This window comes from Klenkia brasiliensis (assembly GCF_900100695.1).
GTDB lineage: Bacteria > Actinomycetota > Actinomycetes > Mycobacteriales > Geodermatophilaceae > Klenkia > Klenkia brasiliensis.
On the sequence record NZ_FNCF01000009.1, the window covers coordinates 1 to 17,558 of the forward strand.

Here is a 17,558-nt window from a genome sequence, read left to right on the forward strand (position 1 = left end):
TAAAGCGGTACGCGAGCTGGGTTTAGAACGTCGTGAGACAGTTCGGTCCCTATCCGCCGTGCGCGTAAGAGACTTGAGAAGAGCTGTCCCTAGTACGAGAGGACCGGGACGGACGAACCTCTGGTGTGCCAGTTGTTCCGCCAGGAGCACTGCTGGTTGGCTACGTTCGGCAGGGATAACCGCTGAAAGCATCTAAGCGGGAAGCTCGCTTCAAGATGAGGTCTCTCACCCCTCGTGGGGTAAGGCCCCCGCCCAGACCAGCGGGTTGATAGGCCGGAAGTGGAAGCACAGCAATGTGTGGAGCTGACCGGTACTAATAGGCCGAGGACTTGACTCAACAAAAACACGTCCTGAAACACAAGCGTGTCTCGCGTCCACTGTGCGGTTCTGAAAGAACCGAACACCCCCCAACACCCCAGCCTCCAGGGCTGCGTGGTGGTGGGGTCCGGTCAACTTTCACAGCGTTACGGCGGTCATGGCGAGAGGGAAACGCCCGGTCTCATTCCGAACCCGGAAGCTAAGCCTCTCAGCGCCGATGGTACTGCCCGGGGGACCGGGTGGGAGAGTAGGACACCGCCGGACACCATTCCCAGAACGGGGTCACAGCACAGCTGTGACCCCGTTCTGGCGTTCCCGGGATAATCGCCCGGGCACCTCTGACAATTGCCCGGGCACCTCTCAGCGCCGGCGGTCGGGCGGGGCGGTCGTCGCCCCCACGTTGTCCGCGAGCCACTGGTTGAGCGGCACCAGCGCCCGCCACGTTGTCCGGACGCGCTCGACGACCTCGCGGCTGTCCAGCCAGTCCTCGGGCGTCCAGTGCCGGCCGCCGTGGATGGAGCGGTGACGCAACAGCTGAGCCCGCGGGTGGTCGGCGTCGTAGCCGCGCGGGGTCCGCGTCAGCCGGTGGCCGTCGAGGTCGATGCCCGCGGCGACCAGGTCGTCGGCGACCGTCTGCAGGCGCGGGCCCTGCACGTCGTCGTCCACGGCGCGGCGGTAGCGCTCGACCTGGTCGGGCTGCATCCGCCAGCTCCCCCCGGCCACCCGCAGGCCGTCAGCGGAGACCTCCACGTACCAGGCCCCGACACCGGCGCCGTCGTGCCTCAGCACGGCGCCCTGGTGGGCCTTGTAGGGCGTCTTGTCCTTGGCGAACCGCACGTCCCGGTGGGGCCGGAACAGCTTGGCCGGACCGAACTCCGGCGTCAGCTCCGCCACCAGGGCCTGCATCGGTGCCCGCACGTGGTCCTCGTAGGCGCTCTTGTGCTCGGTCCAGTAGGACTTGCTGTTGTCCGCCTCGAGGCCCTCGTAGAAGACCAGCCCCTCGTCGGGGAAGCCCGTGAAGCTCATCCCGGCCCTTCGTCGTCGCCCAGCAGCACGTGCCACCGGTGCTCGTGGATGGTGGTGGTGCCGGCGTCCAGCGTCCGGGACCAGCCGTCGGGTGCCCAGCCCGCCGACTCGAGGAAACCCGAGGTGACCGGGTCCTCGCGGGGCACCCACATCTGCAGCCGGCGCACGCCGGTCGGGCCGAGCAGGTCGACGGCTGCGGCGACCAGCCGGCTGCCGTGCCCACGCCGGCCCCACCGGGGCTCCACCAGCAGCGCCGTCACCTCGGCCGAGGGACCCTCGGGCGAGGCCGGGTCCTCCGCGGTGACCTCGGGCGGCCCGTAGGCCAGGAAGCCGACGGTCGTGCCGGCCTCCTGGGCGACCAGCACCCCGTGCGCGGGGGTCGGGGGGCCGGTCAGCGACGACGCCCACCCGGCGGTGACGGCGTCGTCGTCCCAGTCGTCGAGCACCGCCGCCGGCAGCAGTGCGAGGTAGGCGGTGCGCCAGGCGATGCGCTGCACCCGGGCGATGTCGCCCGCGTCGGCGGGCACCGCCGGCCGGACCGAGGACTCCGCGCGACCCGTCAGCTGCACCGTGCCTCCACGGGCTGCACCCTAGGCGCGCTGTCGGAGGGCCGGTGCAGGATCGCCCCGTGCACTCCCTGCCCCCCGTCGACCGGATCCCGGCCCCGCTGGCCCGGCGGATCGCGCTGGCCGCCCAGGGGCTGGCCGACGGCCGTCCGTCGGGGGTCGTCGGGACCCGGCAGCTGCGCGGCCTGGTCGACCGGCTGGGCGTGGTGCAGATCGACTCGGTGAACGTGCTGTCCCGCTCGCACTACCTGCCCGCCTTCAGCCGGCTCGGTCCCTACCGCCACGCCGACCTGGACCGGCTGCACCACCCGCGGCACGACGTGTTCGAGTACTGGGCGCACGAGGCGTCCTACCTGCCGGTGCGGCTGCAGCCGTGCCTGCGCTGGCGGATGGCCGCGGCGCAGCAGCACGCCTGGGGCTCGATGCTCCGGGTGCAGCGCGAGCGCCCCGAGTACGTCGCCGCCCTGCTGGACCGGGTCCGCGACGGTGGTCCGCTGCGGGCCGGCGAGCTGGGGGAGCAGCGACCCAGCACGCCCGGCCAGATGTGGAACTGGCACCCCGGCAAGGCGGCGCTGGAGTACCTGTTCTACGTCGGCGCGCTCACCGCCCGGTCCCGCACCGCCGGCTTCGAGCGGGTGTACGACCTCACCGAACGGGTGCTGCCGGCCGCGGTGGTCACCGCAGCGACGCCGTCCCGGCCGGACGCCGTCCGCGAGCTCGTGCGCACGGCGTCCCGGGCGCTCGGGGTGGCCACCGAGACCGACCTGCGCGACTACTTCCGGCTGCCGGTCGCCGACGCCCGCACCGCCGTCGCGGAGCTGGCCGAGGCCGGGGAGCTGCTGCCCGTGGAGGTGCAGGGGTGGGACCGCCTGGCCTGGCTCGACCCCGCCGCGCGGCGGCCGCGGTGGGCGCGGGCCCGGGCGCTGCTGTCGCCCTTCGACTCGCTGGTCTGGGAACGCCCGCGGGTGGAGCGGCTGTTCGGCTTCCGCTACCGGCTGGAGATCTACACCCCGGCCGCGCAGCGGGTGCACGGCTACTACGTGCTGCCCTTCCTGCTCGGTGACCGGCTGGTCGCCCGGGTCGACCTCAAGGCCGACCGGCAGGCCGGCGTCCTGCGGGTGCAGGCCGCGCACGGCGAGGCACCGCAACCCGACCCGGAGGTGGCCGGCGAGCTCGCGGCCGAGCTCGAGCTGCTCGCCGGCTGGCTGGGCCTGTCCGGGGTGCAGGTGGCCGACCGCGGCGACCTGGCACCCCTGCTGACCGCGGCGGTCGGCTGATCACCCCGCCCGGCGCAGCCGCAGGTCGCCGGACACCGAACGCATCCGCACGGTCAGCGCCGCGGCGCCGTCCCCGGCCTCCGTGTCGGCGTCGTCGTGCGAGAGCTGGGAGTCCAGCCGTCCGCTGACCGTCTGCAGGTCCAGCCAGAGCCGCAGCCCCGGGGCGACGGCGACGGTGGCGTCGCCGGACACGGTCCGCAGCGCCACCTCGCCGGAGTCCACCCGGCCCACCACGACGTCGGCGGAGGCGCTGGTGACCTCGACGTCGCCGCCGACCGGGCCGAGCCGGACGTCGCCGGAGGCGGTGGTGACCGTGACCGAGCCGGTCACCGCGTCCAGCCGGACGTCGCCGGACGCCGACCGGACGACCGCGTCCCCGCCCACGGAACCCACGTGCACGTCCCCGCTGGCGGTGCGGACGGCGAGCCCGGCGCACGCCTCGACGCGCACGTCGCCGCTGGCGCCGGCCACCTCCACGTCGCCCCACGGGCCCCGGACGGTGGCGCCCGCCGAGGCCACCGAGACCCCCAGCGGGCAGCCGGCCGGCAGCACCGCGGTGACGGCGAACCGGGGGCTGGAGAGCAGGCGCGAGGCCGGCACGGTGACCAGCAGTCGCGCGGGGGCGCCGTCCGCGCTGCCGGGCAGGTGCTGCACGACCACGTCGGCGAGGGCCTTCTCGGCGGCCCCGTTGAGCGCCTCGACGTCGACGGTGATCTCGGTGGTGCCCTCGACGGCGGTCACCAGGACCGAGCCGGTCGGGTTGCGCACCTCCACGGCGGGTGCGGGGCCGGTGACGGCGAAGGTCTCGCGGCGGACGGTCACGGGTGTGCTCCTCGGGTCAGCTGCGGGCCCAGCCGCTCATCCGGCGGCCGGGCCCCGAGCGCGGGGCGGTGGGTGGTGCTGCCTGCAGGCCGGTGGCGACGGCGCGCACCAGCCAGGTGTTGAGGGAGACGCCGGCGGCGGCGGCCGCGGCGTCGGCGCGGGTCTTGAGCGACTCCGGCAGCCGTAGGCTGATCCGGGCCACCGCCTCGTCGTCGTCGGCGGGGGCGGCGGGGCCGGTCGGTGCCGCGGCGGGCGCGGCGGAGCGGGTGACCACGACCTCGGGGTCGCGGCCGCGGACGACGACGTCGACCGCGGTGTCCTCGAGCGCGGTGGTGACCTCGGCCGCCATCGCGGCCAGGGCGTCGGTGAGGGCGAGCCGGACGGCGGGCTCGAGGGTGTCGGCGAGCAGGCCGGCGGTGGCCTGGGTCTGCTCGGTGCCGGCCGCCGCGGTGGCGCGCAGGTGCGCGCGGAGCGCGTCGACGTACTGGCTGAGGTCCATGCGGAGATCCTGCGGGTCAGCCCGACCGGTGGCGGGTGGTGGGGCGGCGTCGCCAGGGCGAGAGCAGGCGGGCGACGTCGCGGTCGTGGGTGCGGGTGGGCCGCCGGCCGAGCTGGCTGCGCAGCTCCTCGACGTAGGGGTCGAAGGTCATGGCACCACTGTGACACCATCATGACGTCATGGCAACACCACGACGGTGTCGCCGCGTCGGCCGTAGGCTCGGGGACCGTGCCCGACATCGCGCCGCTGACGGTCCAGGTCGTCGCCCAGACGCAGTTCACGCCGCCGCCCGACGTCCCCTGGGCCACCGACGCCGAGGGCGGCCAGGCGCTGGCCGAGTTCGCCGGCCGGGCCTGCTACCAGTCCTGGGACAAGCCGAACCCGGCCACCGCCACCAACGCCGGCTACCTCCGGCACATCCTCGAGGTGGGCCACCTGTCGGTCCTGGAGCACGGGTCGGTGTCGGTGTACCTGACCGGGGTCTCCCGCTCGCTGACCCACGAGCTGGTCCGGCACCGGCACTTCTCCTTCAGCCAGCTGTCGCAGCGGTACGTGCCCGAGGGCGACGCCGCCTTCGTCGAGCCCGAGGTCATCGCCGACGACCCCGAGCTGCACCAGCTGTTCACCGACGCCGTGGAGAGCTCGCGGCTGGCCTACTCCGCGCTGCTGGCCGGGCTGGAGGCGCGCTTCGCCGACGTCCCCAACGCCACCCTGCGCCGCAAGCAGGCCCGGCAGGCCGCCCGCGCGGTGCTGCCCAACGCCACCGAGACCCGCATCGTGGTCACCGGCAACTACCGCGCCTGGCGGCACTTCGTGGCCATGCGGGCCAGCGAGCACGCCGACGTGGAGATCCGCGACCTCGCCGTGCGGTGCCTGGAGGAGCTGCAGCGGGTCGCCGGCAACGTCTTCGGCGACTTCCGGATCAGCACGCTGCCCGACGGGTCGAGGGTCGCGGCCAGCCCGCTCGTCGGCGAGGGCTGAGCCCGGCGGGGCCACCGCGGGGCCCGGTGGCGCTGGGTAGGTTGGCGGTCATGAGCACGCGCGCCACCGACCCCGCCCGTCCCTTCGGCCGGGTGCTCACCGCGATGGTCACCCCGCTCACCGAGGACGGGTCGGTCGACCTGGCCGGCGCGCAGGAGCTGGCTGCCCACCTGGTCGACCGCGGCCGGCACGACGGCCTGGTGGTCAACGGGACGACGGGGGAGTCGCCCACCGTCTCCGACACCGAGCAGGTCGAGGTGCTGCGCGCGGTGCTCGACGCCGTGGGCGACCGCGCCGTGGTGGTGGCCGGGGCCGGCACCAACGACACCGCGCACTCCATCGAGAAGGCGCAGGCGGCGGAGCGGGCCGGCGCGCACGGCCTGCTGGTCGTCACGCCGTACTACAACCGGCCCACCCAGCGCGGCCTGCTCGCCCACTTCGGTGCCGTCGCCGACGCGACCGAGCTGCCGGTGATGCTCTACGACATCCCCCCGCGCTCGCAGGTGCCGATCGCCGTGGACACCCTGGTCCAGCTGGCCGAGCACCCGCGGATCGTCGCGGTCAAGGACGCCAAGGGGAACCTCAACGACGTCTCGTGGACCCTGGCCCGCACCGACCTGGCCTACTACAGCGGCGACGACGTCCTCAACCTCGCGCTGCTGGCGATCGGCGCGGTCGGGGTGGTCAGCGTCGTCGGCCACGTGGTGGGCCCGCAGCTGGCCGACCTGGTCGCCGCGGTCGAGGCCGGCGACCTGCCCCGCGCGCGAGCGGTCAACGACGCACTGCTGCCGGTGTACGCCGGGATCATGGGCGGCGGCCAGGGCGCCATGATGGTCAAGGCGGCACTGCGGGCGCTGGGCCTGCCGGCCGGGCCGACCCGCCCGCCGCTGGTCGACGCCACCGCCGAGGAGGTCGCCCAGTTGCGCCGCGACCTCGAGGCCGGGGGCGTCGCGCTGTGATCGGCCAGCTGGCCGCACCCCCGCCGCTGCCCGCGGGCGGGCTGCGGGTGGTCGCGCTCGGCGGGCTGGGCGAGATCGGCCGCAACATGGCCGTGCTGGAGTTCGACGGCCGGCTGCTGGTCATCGACTGCGGGGTGCTCTTCCCCGAGGCCGAGCAGCCCGGGGTGGACCTGATCCTGCCCGACTTCTCGGTGATCGAGGACCGGCTGGACGACGTCGAGGCCGTCGTCCTGACCCACGGGCACGAGGACCACATCGGCGCGGTGCCCTACCTGCTGCGGCTGCGCCCGGGCATCCCGCTGGTCGGGTCCCGGTTCACCCTCGCGCTGGTCGCGGCCAAGCTGCGCGAGCACCGGATCGTGCCCGAGCTCGCCGAGGTGGCCGCAGGCGACACCCACCGCGCCGGGCCCTTCGAGCTCGAGTTCGTCTGCGTCAACCACTCCATCCCCGACGCGCTCGCCGTCGCGGTGCACACCCCCGCCGGCACCCTGGTGCACACCGGCGACTTCAAGATGGACCAGCTGCCCCTGGACGGGAAGCTCACCGACCTCGGTGCCTTCGCCCGGCTCGGCGCGGCCGGCATCGACCTGCTGCTCGCCGACTCCACCAACGCCGAGGTGCCCGGGTTCGTCACCAGCGAGCGGTCCATCGGCCCGGTGCTGGACTCCGTGTTCGCCGGCGCCCGGCAGCGGCTGATCGTGTCCAGCTTCGCCAGCCACGTGCACCGCATCCAGCAGGTCCTGGACTGCGCGGCCGCGCACGGCCGCCGGGTGGCGCTCGTGGGCCGGTCGATGGTCCGGAACATGGGCGTCGCGCAGGAGCTGGGCCTGCTGCACGTCCCGCCCGGGCTGATGGTGACCCTGGACGAGGCGACGGCGATGCCGCCCGAGCAGGTCGTGCTGGTCAGCACCGGGTCGCAGGGCGAGCCGCTGAGCGCGCTGGGCCGGATGGCGGCGGGCACCCACGCGCACGTGACGGTCACCCCCGGCGACACCGTCGTGCTGGCCAGCTCGCTGGTACCGGGCAACGAGACCGCGGTCTACAAGGTCATCAACGGCCTGGCCCGCCTCGGTGCCACGGTGGTGCACAAGGAGACCGCCCGGGTGCACGTCTCCGGGCACGCCCCCGCCGGTGAGCTGCGGCTGCTGCTGCAGGTCACCCGGCCCAGGCACCTGCTGCCGGTGCACGGCGAGTGGCGGCACCTGCGCGCGCACGCCGCCATCGCCGCCGAGGTCGGGCTCGCGCCCGAGCAGGTGCTGCTGGCCGAGGACGGCGTCGTGGTCGACCTGGTGGACGGCGTCGCATCGGTGGTGGGGGCGGTGCCGATCGGCAACGTCTACGTCGACGGCCTCGTCGTCGGCGACGTGGGGGAGGAGTCGCTGCAGGCCCGGCGCATCCTCGGCGACGAGGGCTTCGTGGCGCTGACGGTGGTCGTCGAGCCGGCCACCGGCACCGTCGTCGCGCCGGTGCACCTGTCCTCGCGCGGGTTCTCCGACGACCCCGAGGTGTTCGCGCCCGTCGTGGCCCTGGTCGAGGAGGCGCTGCGCAGCACGCTGGAGCAGGGCCCCGTCGACTCCCACCGGCTGGCCCAGGTGGTGCGCCGGACGGTGGGGAAGTGGGTGTCGGACACCCACCGGCGCCGTCCCATGATCATCCCCACCGTCCTCGAGGTCTGAGCACACCGTCGCGCTCCGCGCTCCCACCGCGGCCGCGTGCCCGGTCCCGGGGCGGTGAGCCCGCAGGTGCGGCGCCGGCGGGAGGACTCCGTCCCCCGCACCGGCGTCGCACGCGTGCCTACTGCGTGACCACCTCGATGGGCGTGATGCCCTCCTCCGGCGGCAACCCGAAGCCGAGCACCTGGGCGTAGAAGGACAGCTCGCCATCCAGCGACGCCCGGATGTTCTCCGACCGGCGGAACCCGTGCTGCTCCCCGGGGAACAGCAGGTAGGCGTGCGGCACGCCCTTGTCGCGCAGCGCCGCCACCATCATCTCGGCCTGCTCCGGCGGCACCACCCGGTCCTCGGCGCCCTGGAACACCGCCAGCGGGGTGTCCAGCGCCTCGACGTGGTGGATGGGGGAGCGCTCGGCGTAGACGGCCTCGCCCGCGGGCCACGGCGCGATCAGCCCGTCGAGGTAGCGCGACTCGAAGGAGTGCGTGTCCCGGGCGAGCGCGGCGAGGTCGGCCACGCCGTAGTGGCTGGCACCCGCGGCGAACACCCCCGGCCGGAACGTCAGCGCGGCCAGCGTGGTGTAGCCGCCGGCCGACCCGCCGCGGATCACCGCGCGGGCCGGGTCGACCCGCAGGTGCGCCGGGGCGTCGTCCGAGGACAGCCACCGCACGCAGGACACCACGTCGTCCAGGTCGACGACGCCCCAGCGGCCCTGCAGGGCGTCGCGGTAGGCCCGCCCGTACCCGGTGGACCCGCGGTAGTCGACGTCGGCGACCGCGAACCCGCGCGAGGTCCAGTACTGCACCGCCGTCGTGAGCACCGGCGAGGCCGCCGCGGTCGGCCCGCCGTGGACGACGACCACCAGCGGCGGCCGCTCGCCGTCCGGGCCCCGGAACCCCGGGTTGGTCGGCGGGTACACCAGCGCGTGGGCCTCGGTGACGCCGCCGGCGTCCGTGCTGGGGAACGTGACGTGCTCGGGGCGGGAGAAGAACGCCTCGTCGACGTCCTGCGGTGCCGGGCGGAGCACCTCGACCCCGCCGCCGTCGACGTCGACCCGGACCACCTCCGCCCCCGAGGTCGGCCCGCCGGCGACGCACACCACCGCGGTGCCCTGGGCGCGCAGCTGGGCGAAGGAGGCGTACCGGGTGGGGAGCTCCCGCGGGCCGTCGGCGTCCAGGACGGCGAGCCGGTCGGCCCCGTCCCGGCCGAAGGCCACCACGACCCGGCCATCGGCGAGCTCGGCGGTCCGGCTGGCGCCGAAGACCCACTGCGGGCCGGCCATGTCGCTGCCCGGGTCGCAGAGCAGCTCGGGCTCCCCGCCCGGGCGCCGGCGGTACAGCGACCAGAACCCGGTGCGGTCGGCGAAGAACCGCAGCGACCCGTCGGTGCCCCAGGTCGGCTGCACGACGGACTCCCCGGCGCCGCCGGCGACCACCGTCTCGGTGCCGTCGGCGGCGCGCACCACCAGCTGGGCTGCGTCCCAGGGCATGTCCGGGTGCTGCCACTGCAACCAGCTGAGCGCGCCGTCGGGGCCCAGCCGGGGGCCGGAGACGAAGTCGGGGCCGGTCACCAGCACCTCGGTCGTGCCGTCGGGCGCCACGGTGACCACCTCGTGCACCACGTCGGCCGCCGCACCCGAGGCGGCGTGGGTCTCCCGCACGCACAGCACCTGCCCGCCCGGGGTCACCGACAGGTCGGCGAACCGGATGCCCGAGGGGATCGCCGGCTCCGGCGTCAGGGGCTCGGGGTCACCGCCCGGCACCACCCGGTACAGCCGCTGGTCGGCGAAGTCGGTGAACCAGACCGTGCCGTCGGCGACCGTCCACGCCCCGCCGCCGTACTCGTGGGCGCGCGTGCGGGCGTTCCACGGCGCGGGCAGCAGGTCGGTCGTCGTGCCGTCGGGGGACCGGCGCACCAGCACGGTCCGGCCGCCCTCGGCCGCCCGCGACTCGGCCCACCAGACGTCGCCGGAGTCCACCGCGACCTCGCCCAGCCGGGCGGCGGCGCGCACCACGAGCTCGGAGGTGATCGGGGTCGGCCAGGATCCGAAGGGCAGGGTCTGCATGTGCCGTGACGCTAGTCCGGACGCCGGACACGCTGTCCCGCTTGCCACGCGGGCACCACGCGCGCGATTACCGTCGGGGACATGCCTGCGCGCTCGACCACGTCGACCCGCCGGTCGGCCTCCGGCGGTTCGTCGCGCAGCCGTCCGGCGACCACCGCTGCGAAGAAGAAGGCGCCCGCCAAGCGGGCCCCGGCCAAGCGGGGGAGCACCACCGCGGCCCGCCGCCCGGCTCCCCGGCGCCGCTCGGTCGGCGCCGGGCTGTGGTCGGCGGCCAGCGGCACCTGGTCGCTGCTGGCCCGCGGCGCCGGCGGGCTGGCCCGCTCGGTCGCCCGGCCCGAGGAGGCGCAGCCGCTGGCCCCCGAGCACCGCCGGGACGGCGTGGGCCTGGCCGTCCTCGGGCTGGCCATCGTGCTGGGCGTGACCGCCTACGTCGGCGACGTCGGCCCGGTCGGGTCCGCGATCGTCGACGCCTTCCGCTGGGCGTTCGGGGCGCTGACCTACCTGCTGCCCGTCGTGCTGCTGCTCGCCGCGCTGCGCCTGCTCCGGCACGGACCCCGGCCCGAGGCCCGCGGCCGGCTGGTCATCGGCTGGGTCTGCATCGTGCTGCCGGTGCTGGGCATCGCGCACCTGGTCACCGGGTCGCCCACCGGCGACGAGCGGCACGCCGGCGGCGGGCTGGTGGGCTGGGCGGTCGGCAACCCCGTCGGCGCCGGCGTCGGCACCGCCGTGGGCGTGGCGCTGTTCCTGCTCGTGGTGTTCTTCGGCGTCCTCGTCGTCACCGCCACCCCCGTGCACCAGGTGCCCGAGCGGCTGCGCGGGTTCGTCGACCGGGTCACCGGCCGCGGCGAGGACGAGTACGACGAGGACGAGTACGAGGACGACGAGTTCGTCCCCGACCTGGGCGAGGACGCCGACCCGCCCAAGCCGCGCGCGGTCCGCCGCGGTCGCGCGCAGGCGGCCATGGACGCGCTGACCTCCGCCGCGGACTCCACCGAGACCGGGGTCATCGACCAGGGCCCGGTCGAGGGAGCCGGCGACGCCGTCGCGCTCGAGCCCACCGCGGGCACCGCCCTGCGCCGTCCGGCCGTGGTGGAGGACCGCACCCGCCGGGTCGAGCCCGAGCTGCCGCCGATCACCGAGCCCGAGCAGATGGTCATCGAGCCGGTCGAGGGCGACTACGTGCTGCCCTCGCTGAACTCGCTGCGCCCGGGCGACCCGCCCAAGGCCCGGTCGAAGTCCAACGACATCGCCATCGAGGCGATCACCGGCGTCCTCGAGCAGTTCAACATCGACGCGGCCGTCACCGGGTTCACCCGGGGTCCGACGGTCACCCGCTACGAGGTCGAGCTCGGCCCCGCGGTCAAGGTCGAGAAGATCACCGCGCTGACCCGCAACCTGGCCTACGCCGTGGCCAACGACAACATCCGCATCCTGGCGCCGATCCCCGGCAAGTCCGCGGTCGGCATCGAGGTGCCCAACGTCGACCGCGAGAAGGTCAGCCTCGGGGACGTGCTGCGCTCGGGGGCGGCCAAGCAGGACCCGCACCCGATGCTGGTCGGCCTCGGCAAGGACATCGAGGGCGGCTTCGTCTGCGCCAACCTGGCGAAGATGCCGCACCTGCTGGTCGCCGGTGCCACCGGCGCCGGCAAGTCCTCCTGCGTGAACTCGCTGCTCACCTCGCTGCTGCTGCGGGCCACCCCGGACCAGCTCCGGATGATCCTCATCGACCCCAAGATGGTCGAGCTCACGCCCTACGACGGCATCCCGCACCTGATCACGCCGATCATCACCGACCCCAAGAAGGCGGCCACCGCGCTGGCCTGGCTGGTCGAGGAGATGGAGCAGCGCTACCAGGACATGCGGGCCACCGGCGTCCGGCACGTCGACGACTTCAACCGCAAGGTCGAGCGCGGCGAGGTGACCGCGCCCCCCGGCAGCGAGCGGGTCTACCGGCCCTACCCCTACATCCTGGCCATCGTCGACGAGCTGGCCGACCTCATGATGGTCGCCGCGCGCGACGTCGAGGAGTCGATCGTCCGGATCACCCAGAAGGCGCGCGCCGCCGGCATCCACCTGGTGCTGGCCACCCAGCGGCCCTCGGTCGACGTCGTCACCGGCCTGATCAAGGCCAACGTGCCCTCCCGGCTGGCCTTCTCCACCTCCAGCCTCACCGACAGCCGGGTCATCCTCGACCAGCCCGGCGCGGAGAAGCTGATCGGCATGGGCGACGCCCTGTTCCTGCCGATCGGCGCCGGCAAGCCGCTGCGCGTGCAGGGCGCGTTCGTCTCCGACGCCGAGATCGAGGCCGTCGTCGAGTTCACCAAGCGGCAGGCCGAGCCCGACTACCGGGAAGAGGTCTTCACCGCCGCGGCCGGCGAGCAGAAGGAGATCGACGAGGACATCGGCGGCGACCTCGAGCTGCTCGTGCAGGCCGTCGAGCTGGTGGTCACCAGCCAGTTCGGGTCGACCTCGATGCTGCAGCGCAAGCTGCGCGTCGGGTTCGCCAAGGCCGGCCGGCTGATGGACCTCATGGAGAGCCGCGGCATCGTCGGGCCGTCGGAGGGCTCCAAGGCCCGCGACGTGCTGCTCAAGCCCGACGAGCTCGAGGGTGCGCTGTACCTCCTCCGTGGCGGCGTCGAGGGCTGAGCGGGGCGCCTACCATGGCCGGGTGCCTGCTGTGCCCGCTGTGCCCCACCTCGACCAGCCCCTCGCCGACCTCCCGGCCGACGTCACGACCGTGGCGATGGTGACGCTGGGCTGCGCCCGCAACGAGGTCGACAGCGAGGAGCTGGCCGGCCGGCTGGCCGCCGACGGGTACCGGCTGGTGGCCGACGCCGCCGACGCCGACGCGGTGCTGGTGAACACCTGCGGCTTCATCGAGACAGCCAAGAAGGACTCCGTCGACGCCATCCTGGAGGCCGGGGACGGCGGGGCGAAGGTCATCGCGGTGGGCTGCATGGCCGAGCGCTACGGCAGCGAGCTGGCCGGCGCGCTCCCGGAGGCCACCGTGCTGGGCTTCGACGACTACGCCGACATCGGTGACCGGCTCGACGACGTCCTCGCCGGGCGCCCGCTGGTGCCGCACACCCCGCGCGACCGGCGCACCTTGCTGCCGATCAGCCCCGCCGACCGCACCCGGGCGGCGGTCGCGCCGTCCTCGCCGGCCATCCCGGGCCACGACTGGCTCAAGCGCACCCGGCTGACCACGGGGCCCGTGGCCTCCCTCAAGCTCGCGTCGGGCTGCGACCGGCGCTGCGCGTTCTGCGCCATCCCCGCCTTCCGCGGCGCCTTCGTCTCCCGGCCGGTGGACGAGGTGCTCGGCGAGGCGCACTGGCTGGCCGGCCAGGGCGTCACGGAGATCGTGCTCGTCAGCGAGAACTCCACCTCCTACGGCAAGGACCTCGGCGACCTGCGCACGCTGGAGAAGCTGCTGCCGCAGCTGGCCGCGATCGAGGGCCTGGCCCGCATCCGGGTGGCCTACCTGCAGCCGGCCGAGCTGCGCCCCGGGCTGCTGGAGACCATCGCCGCCACGCCCGGCGTCGCGCCCTACTTCGACCTGTCCTTCCAGCACAGCTCGCCGACCCTGCTGCGCCGCATGCGCCGCTTCGGCGGCACCGAGGACTTCCTCGCCCTGGTGGAGCGGGCCCGTGCGCTGGCCCCCGAGGCCGGGTTCCGCACCAACGTCATCCTCGGGTTCCCCGGGGAGACCGAGGACGACGTCGCCGAGCTGGAGCGGTTCCTCACCGCGGCCCGCCTGGACGCCGTCGGCGTGTTCGGCTACTCCGACGAGGAGGGCACCGAGGCCGCCCGGCTGGAGGGCCACCTGCCCCAGCACGAGGTCGACGACCGGGTCGCGCGGATCACCGACCTGGTCGAGGAGCTCACCGCCCAGCGGGCCGAGGAGCGGGTCGGCTCGACCGTGCGGGTGCTGCTGACCGACGACCTCGGGGGCGGCACCTGGACCGGGCACGCCGAGCACCAGGACCCCGACGCCGACGGCACCACCACGGTCTCCGCCGTCCCCGAGGGTGCGGTGCCCGGGCAGGTCGTCCCGGCGCTGGTGACCGGCACCGAGGGCATCGACCTGGTCGCCAGCTGCCGGGTACCCGTGGGGGCCGGTGCCGACCCCGCATGAGCGACGTCCTGCCCGACCCGGCCGCCACCCCGCCCCAGACGGCGCGCGTGGTGAACCTGCCCAACGCCCTGACGGTGCTGCGGCTGGCCGTGGTCCCGCTGTTCGCCTGGCTGCTGCTGGCCAACGGCGGCATGGACGACGAGCGGCGGTGGTGGGCGACGCTGTTCTTCGCCCTCGCCATCATCACCGACCGCTACGACGGGATGATCGCCCGGCGGATGAACCAGGTGACGGAGTTCGGCAAGCTGGCCGACCCCATCGCGGACAAGGCCCTCACCGGCTCGGCGCTGATCGGGCTGTCGGCCCTGGACCTGCTGCCGTGGTGGGTGACCCTGGCCATCCTGGTCCGCGAGCTCGGGGTCACGCTGCTGCGGTTCTGGGTGATCCGGCACGGCGTGATCGCGGCCAGCCGGGGCGGCAAGGCCAAGACCGTGGTGCAGGCGATGGCCATCGGGCTGTACCTCATGCCGCTGACCGGGCTGCTGGCCTCGGTCCGCTGGTGGGTGATGGGCGCGGCGCTGGTGCTCACGGTGGTCACCGGCGTGGACTACGTGGTGCGGGCGCTGCGGCTGCGCCGCACCAGCGCCCGGGCGATGCGCGCCGCGGCCGCCCGCCGCGCCGCCGGCCGGCCCACCGGGACCGCCGACCGGCGCACCGACACCGCCGCCTGAACCCGGGAGTGAACGGGGCGTCCCGGTCGTTGTTCTGCCCAGAGCGGACGCGGCTCGTCCGCCCGGTGCGGACCGGGCGGCGCGCGTACCGTGGCCACACGACCACCGATCGGGACAGGAGACGGCGATGACGCTGCTGCGCACCCAGCTCGGCACCACCCTGCGCGGCCACCGGCTGCAGCAGCGACGGACGCTGCGCGACGTCTCGGGCGCGGCCCGGGTGAGCCTGGGCTACCTGTCGGAGGTCGAGCGCGGCCAGAAGGAGGCCTCCTCCGAGCTGCTGGCCTCCATCTGCGACGCCCTCGACGTCGAGCTGGCCGACCTGCTGGCCGAGGTGAGCACCGAGCTGCGCGGCGGTCGCCCCGCGGTCACCCCGCTCGTGCCCGCGGCCCCGGTCGAGCCGGCCACCGAGCAGCCCGGCGCCGAGCCGGCCCTGGCCCTGGTGGGCGGCACCCGCCGTCGCGGTCCGGTCGCGCTGGCCGCCTGAGCCGTCTGCCGGGCCCTGGGGCCAGTGGGGCGACACGACCTCCGCCTCCGGCCCGATGTCCTTGACCCTGGGTGATCGCAATGGGACACAGTGTGGGTGAACCCGCTCCCGCTGCCCGACCGGTACTCGCCCCGCACGATCGAGGACACCGGCACCGTGCTCACCGCGGCGCCGTCGACCGAGGAGACCGGCACCCACGCCACCGTCGTCCTCGGTGAGCTGCCGCTGCTGCGGCCGCGCGCGGGCACCGGGCCGGCCCCGCACACGCGGGCCGGCGCGACGCTGGCCAAGACCCGCCGCGGCCTGCTGGCGGGGGCGGCCGTCGCCTTCGCCGAGCACGGCCTGCGCCGGGCGACCATGCAGCACGTCGCCGCCGCGGCCGGCGTCGCCAAGGCCACGCTCTACAACCACTTCCGCACCAAGGACGACGTCGTCGCCGCCCTGCTCGAGGCCGAGCTGCAGCGGCTGACCACGCTGGCCGCGGGTCTCCCGCGCGAGCGCGCGCTGCTGGCGCTGGCCGAGGAGGTCGGCGGGCACCCGGTGCTGCGCCGGCTCGCCGTCACCGAGCCCGAGGCGCTGGCCCGGCTGCTGCAGGCCGCCGACGGCGGGGCGCTGGCCGGCCGGCTGGGCTCGGCCCTGTTCCTGGACGACGACACCGCCGCCGTCGTCCTGTCCTGGCTCGTCGGCCTCGTGCTGGCGCCCGGCACCGCCCAGCAGCGGGCCCGGCAGGCGGCCACGATGGCGCGGGTGGCGGGGGGCCCGACCCGCTAGCGTCGACCTGTGCGCTACCTGTTCCGCCCCCCGGCCGAGGAGGCCACCGCGCTGCTCACGCTGCCGTGGGAGCAGCCGCTGGCGGAGTGGGACCCGCAGCTGCTGCTGGACGTGCCCCAGCGGGGCATCTCCCGGCACGTGGTGCGCTTCGTGGCGGCCGAGGGCAGCGTGTTCGCGCTCAAGGAGATCGCCGAGCCCCTGGCCCGCAAGGAGTACGCCCTGCTCGGCGAGTTCGCCGAGGAGGGGCTGCCCGCGGTGTCGGTGCTGGGCATCTGCGTCGACCGGCCGGACGACCAGGAGGCGCTGCTGGTCACCCGGTACCTCGAGTACTCGATGTCCTACCGGCACCTGTTCTCCAGCCCGCGCAGCCAGCACTCGACCAGCCAGCTGCTGGACACGATGGTGGTGCTGCTGGTCCGGCTGCACCTGGCGGGTGTCTTCTGGGGCGACTGCTCGCTGTCCAACACCCTCTTCCGGCCCGACGCCGACGGCCTGACCGCCTACCTGGTCGACGCCGAGACCGTGGAGCGGCGCCCCGAGCTGTCGGCCGGCATGCGCCGCTACGACGTCGACCTCGCGCGGGAGCGGGTGGGTGCCGAGCTGCTGGACCTGCAGTTCGGCGAGCTGCTCAGCCCCGAGATCGATCCGATCACGGTGGCGGAGGCGCTGCCCGGCCGGTACGAGGCGCTGTGGGACGCCGTCACCCGGGAGGAGGTCTTCCGCCGCGACGAGCAGCGCTACCGGGTCGCCGAGCGGCTGGCCTGGATCAACGAGCTGGGGTTCGACGCCGGCGAGGTCGAGCTGGTGCACACCCCCGAGGGTGCCCGGCTGCGGGTGCAGACCCGGGTCGCCGAGCCCGGCCAGCACCGCCGCGAGCTGTTCCGGCTGACGGGGCTCGAGGTGCAGGAGAACCAGGCCCGCCGGCTGCTCAACGACCTGCGCAGCTACCGGGCGTGGCTGGAGCAGGACGGCGGCCGCCCGGTGCCCGAGACCGTGGCCGGGCACCGCTGGATGGCCGAGGTGTACCTGCCGGTCGTGCAGGCCGTGCCCCGCCACCTGGCCGGCCGGCTGGCCCCCGCGCAGCTGTTCCACGAGGTGCTCGAGCACCGCTGGTTCCTGTCCGAGCAGGCTGGCCGGGACGTCGGGACGACGGCTGCGCTGGAGTCCTACCTGCGCTCGGAGCTGCCGCGGCTGCCCGCCGACCTGACCACCCCGGCGGTGCTCGCGGGGGGCGACGACACCACCGGCTGACGGTGGCAGGTCACGGGTCCGCAACGGGTCCGTAACCCGGTTTGACGGAGTGCGTGGCCT

General features: G+C 74.8%; 16 protein-coding genes and 2 rRNA genes. 12 read left to right on the plus strand and 6 right to left on the minus strand.

Annotated elements, in window-relative coordinates:
- Both BLT39_RS20465 and rrf read left to right on the plus strand, forming a co-directional pair.
- A 23S ribosomal RNA gene (locus BLT39_RS20465) occupies positions 1 to 337 on the plus strand; the annotation flags it as partial.
- 128 nt (positions 338 to 465) lie between these two features.
- Positions 466 to 582 (plus strand): 5S ribosomal RNA (gene rrf / locus BLT39_RS20470).
- 96 nt (positions 583 to 678) lie between these two features.
- On the opposite strand, the gene BLT39_RS20475 is transcribed toward rrf, so the two are convergent.
- Both BLT39_RS20475 and BLT39_RS20480 read right to left on the minus strand, forming a co-directional pair.
- Entirely contained in the window at positions 679 to 1,344 is a 666-nt protein-coding gene (locus BLT39_RS20475; protein ID WP_091068625.1) for a DUF2461 domain-containing protein, read from the minus strand.
- The gene (locus BLT39_RS20480) at positions 1,341 to 1,913 is read right to left on the minus strand and encodes a GNAT family N-acetyltransferase (protein WP_091068627.1); all 573 of its coding nucleotides are present in this window, start codon (positions 1,911 to 1,913) and stop codon (positions 1,341 to 1,343) included. The genes BLT39_RS20475 and BLT39_RS20480 overlap by 4 nt, the downstream gene beginning before the upstream one ends.
- Before the next feature lie 59 nt (positions 1,914 to 1,972).
- On the opposite strand from BLT39_RS20480, the gene BLT39_RS20485 reads away from it, so the two are divergent.
- A complete protein-coding gene (locus tag BLT39_RS20485) occupies positions 1,973 to 3,187 on the plus strand; it encodes a winged helix-turn-helix domain-containing protein (protein WP_242658585.1) in 1,215 nt (404 codons plus the stop codon).
- Here BLT39_RS20485 and BLT39_RS20490 read toward each other — a convergent pair whose 3' ends face one another.
- The 3 genes from BLT39_RS20490 to BLT39_RS23425 are packed head-to-tail and all read right to left on the minus strand — an operon-like array spanning position 3,188 to position 4,659.
- Positions 3,188 to 4,009, minus strand: coding sequence for a DUF4097 family beta strand repeat-containing protein (locus tag BLT39_RS20490; protein ID WP_091068631.1), 822 nt, complete (start codon positions 4,007 to 4,009; stop codon positions 3,188 to 3,190).
- 16 nt (positions 4,010 to 4,025) lie between these two features.
- Entirely contained in the window at positions 4,026 to 4,508 is a 483-nt protein-coding gene (locus BLT39_RS20495) for a toxin-antitoxin system HicB family antitoxin (RefSeq protein WP_091068635.1), read from the minus strand.
- 16 nt (positions 4,509 to 4,524) lie between these two features.
- Positions 4,525 to 4,659 carry a hypothetical protein gene (locus tag BLT39_RS23425; RefSeq protein ID WP_278247025.1) on the minus strand — a complete coding sequence of 45 codons (135 nt, stop codon included), beginning with the start codon at positions 4,657 to 4,659 and terminating at the stop codon, positions 4,525 to 4,527.
- Between the two features lie 77 nt (positions 4,660 to 4,736).
- On the opposite strand from BLT39_RS23425, the gene thyX reads away from it, so the two are divergent.
- The 3 genes from thyX to BLT39_RS20510 are packed head-to-tail and all read left to right on the plus strand — an operon-like array spanning position 4,737 to position 8,124.
- Positions 4,737 to 5,489 (plus strand): FAD-dependent thymidylate synthase, encoded by a 753-nt coding sequence (gene thyX / locus BLT39_RS20500; RefSeq protein ID WP_207508264.1) that lies wholly within the window; start codon positions 4,737 to 4,739, stop codon positions 5,487 to 5,489.
- Between the two features lie 50 nt (positions 5,490 to 5,539).
- Entirely contained in the window at positions 5,540 to 6,448 is a 909-nt protein-coding gene (dapA, locus tag BLT39_RS20505) for a 4-hydroxy-tetrahydrodipicolinate synthase (RefSeq protein ID WP_091068642.1), read from the plus strand.
- Positions 6,445 to 8,124 (plus strand): ribonuclease J, encoded by a 1,680-nt coding sequence (locus tag BLT39_RS20510; RefSeq protein ID WP_091068646.1) that lies wholly within the window; start codon positions 6,445 to 6,447, stop codon positions 8,122 to 8,124. The genes dapA and BLT39_RS20510 overlap by 4 nt, the downstream gene beginning before the upstream one ends.
- Before the next feature lie 118 nt (positions 8,125 to 8,242).
- Here the strand turns inward: BLT39_RS20510 and BLT39_RS20515 are convergent, their stop codons facing one another.
- Positions 8,243 to 10,183 carry a S9 family peptidase gene (locus BLT39_RS20515; protein WP_091068649.1) on the minus strand — a complete coding sequence of 647 codons (1,941 nt, stop codon included), beginning with the start codon at positions 10,181 to 10,183 and terminating at the stop codon, positions 8,243 to 8,245.
- A gap of 81 nt (positions 10,184 to 10,264) precedes the next feature.
- Here BLT39_RS20515 and BLT39_RS20520 point away from each other — a divergent pair, with 81 nt between their 5' ends.
- The 6 genes from BLT39_RS20520 (at position 10,265) to BLT39_RS20545 (ending at position 17,498) form a co-directional block, all read left to right on the plus strand.
- Complete coding sequence (locus BLT39_RS20520; RefSeq protein WP_091068653.1) at positions 10,265 to 12,829, plus strand: DNA translocase FtsK; 2,565 nt, start codon at positions 10,265 to 10,267, stop codon at positions 12,827 to 12,829.
- Positions 12,830 to 12,851: 22 nt separating this feature from the next.
- Positions 12,852 to 14,318, plus strand: coding sequence for a 30S ribosomal protein S12 methylthiotransferase RimO (gene rimO / locus BLT39_RS20525; protein ID WP_242658586.1), 1,467 nt, complete (start codon positions 12,852 to 12,854; stop codon positions 14,316 to 14,318).
- Entirely contained in the window at positions 14,315 to 14,989 is a 675-nt protein-coding gene (gene pgsA / locus BLT39_RS20530; protein ID WP_091068656.1) for a CDP-diacylglycerol--glycerol-3-phosphate 3-phosphatidyltransferase, read from the plus strand. Before rimO ends, pgsA begins: the two co-directional genes overlap by 4 nt.
- Positions 14,990 to 15,116: 127 nt before the next feature.
- Positions 15,117 to 15,476 carry a helix-turn-helix domain-containing protein gene (locus BLT39_RS23430; RefSeq protein WP_091068660.1) on the plus strand — a complete coding sequence of 120 codons (360 nt, stop codon included), beginning with the start codon at positions 15,117 to 15,119 and terminating at the stop codon, positions 15,474 to 15,476.
- A gap of 96 nt (positions 15,477 to 15,572) precedes the next feature.
- Positions 15,573 to 16,247, plus strand: a complete 675-nt coding sequence (locus BLT39_RS20540) for a TetR/AcrR family transcriptional regulator (protein WP_242658587.1) — start codon at positions 15,573 to 15,575, stop codon at positions 16,245 to 16,247.
- 9 nt (positions 16,248 to 16,256) lie between these two features.
- Positions 16,257 to 17,498 carry a DUF4032 domain-containing protein gene (locus BLT39_RS20545; RefSeq protein ID WP_091068664.1) on the plus strand — a complete coding sequence of 414 codons (1,242 nt, stop codon included), beginning with the start codon at positions 16,257 to 16,259 and terminating at the stop codon, positions 17,496 to 17,498.
- Positions 17,499 to 17,558: the final 60 nt, after the last annotated feature.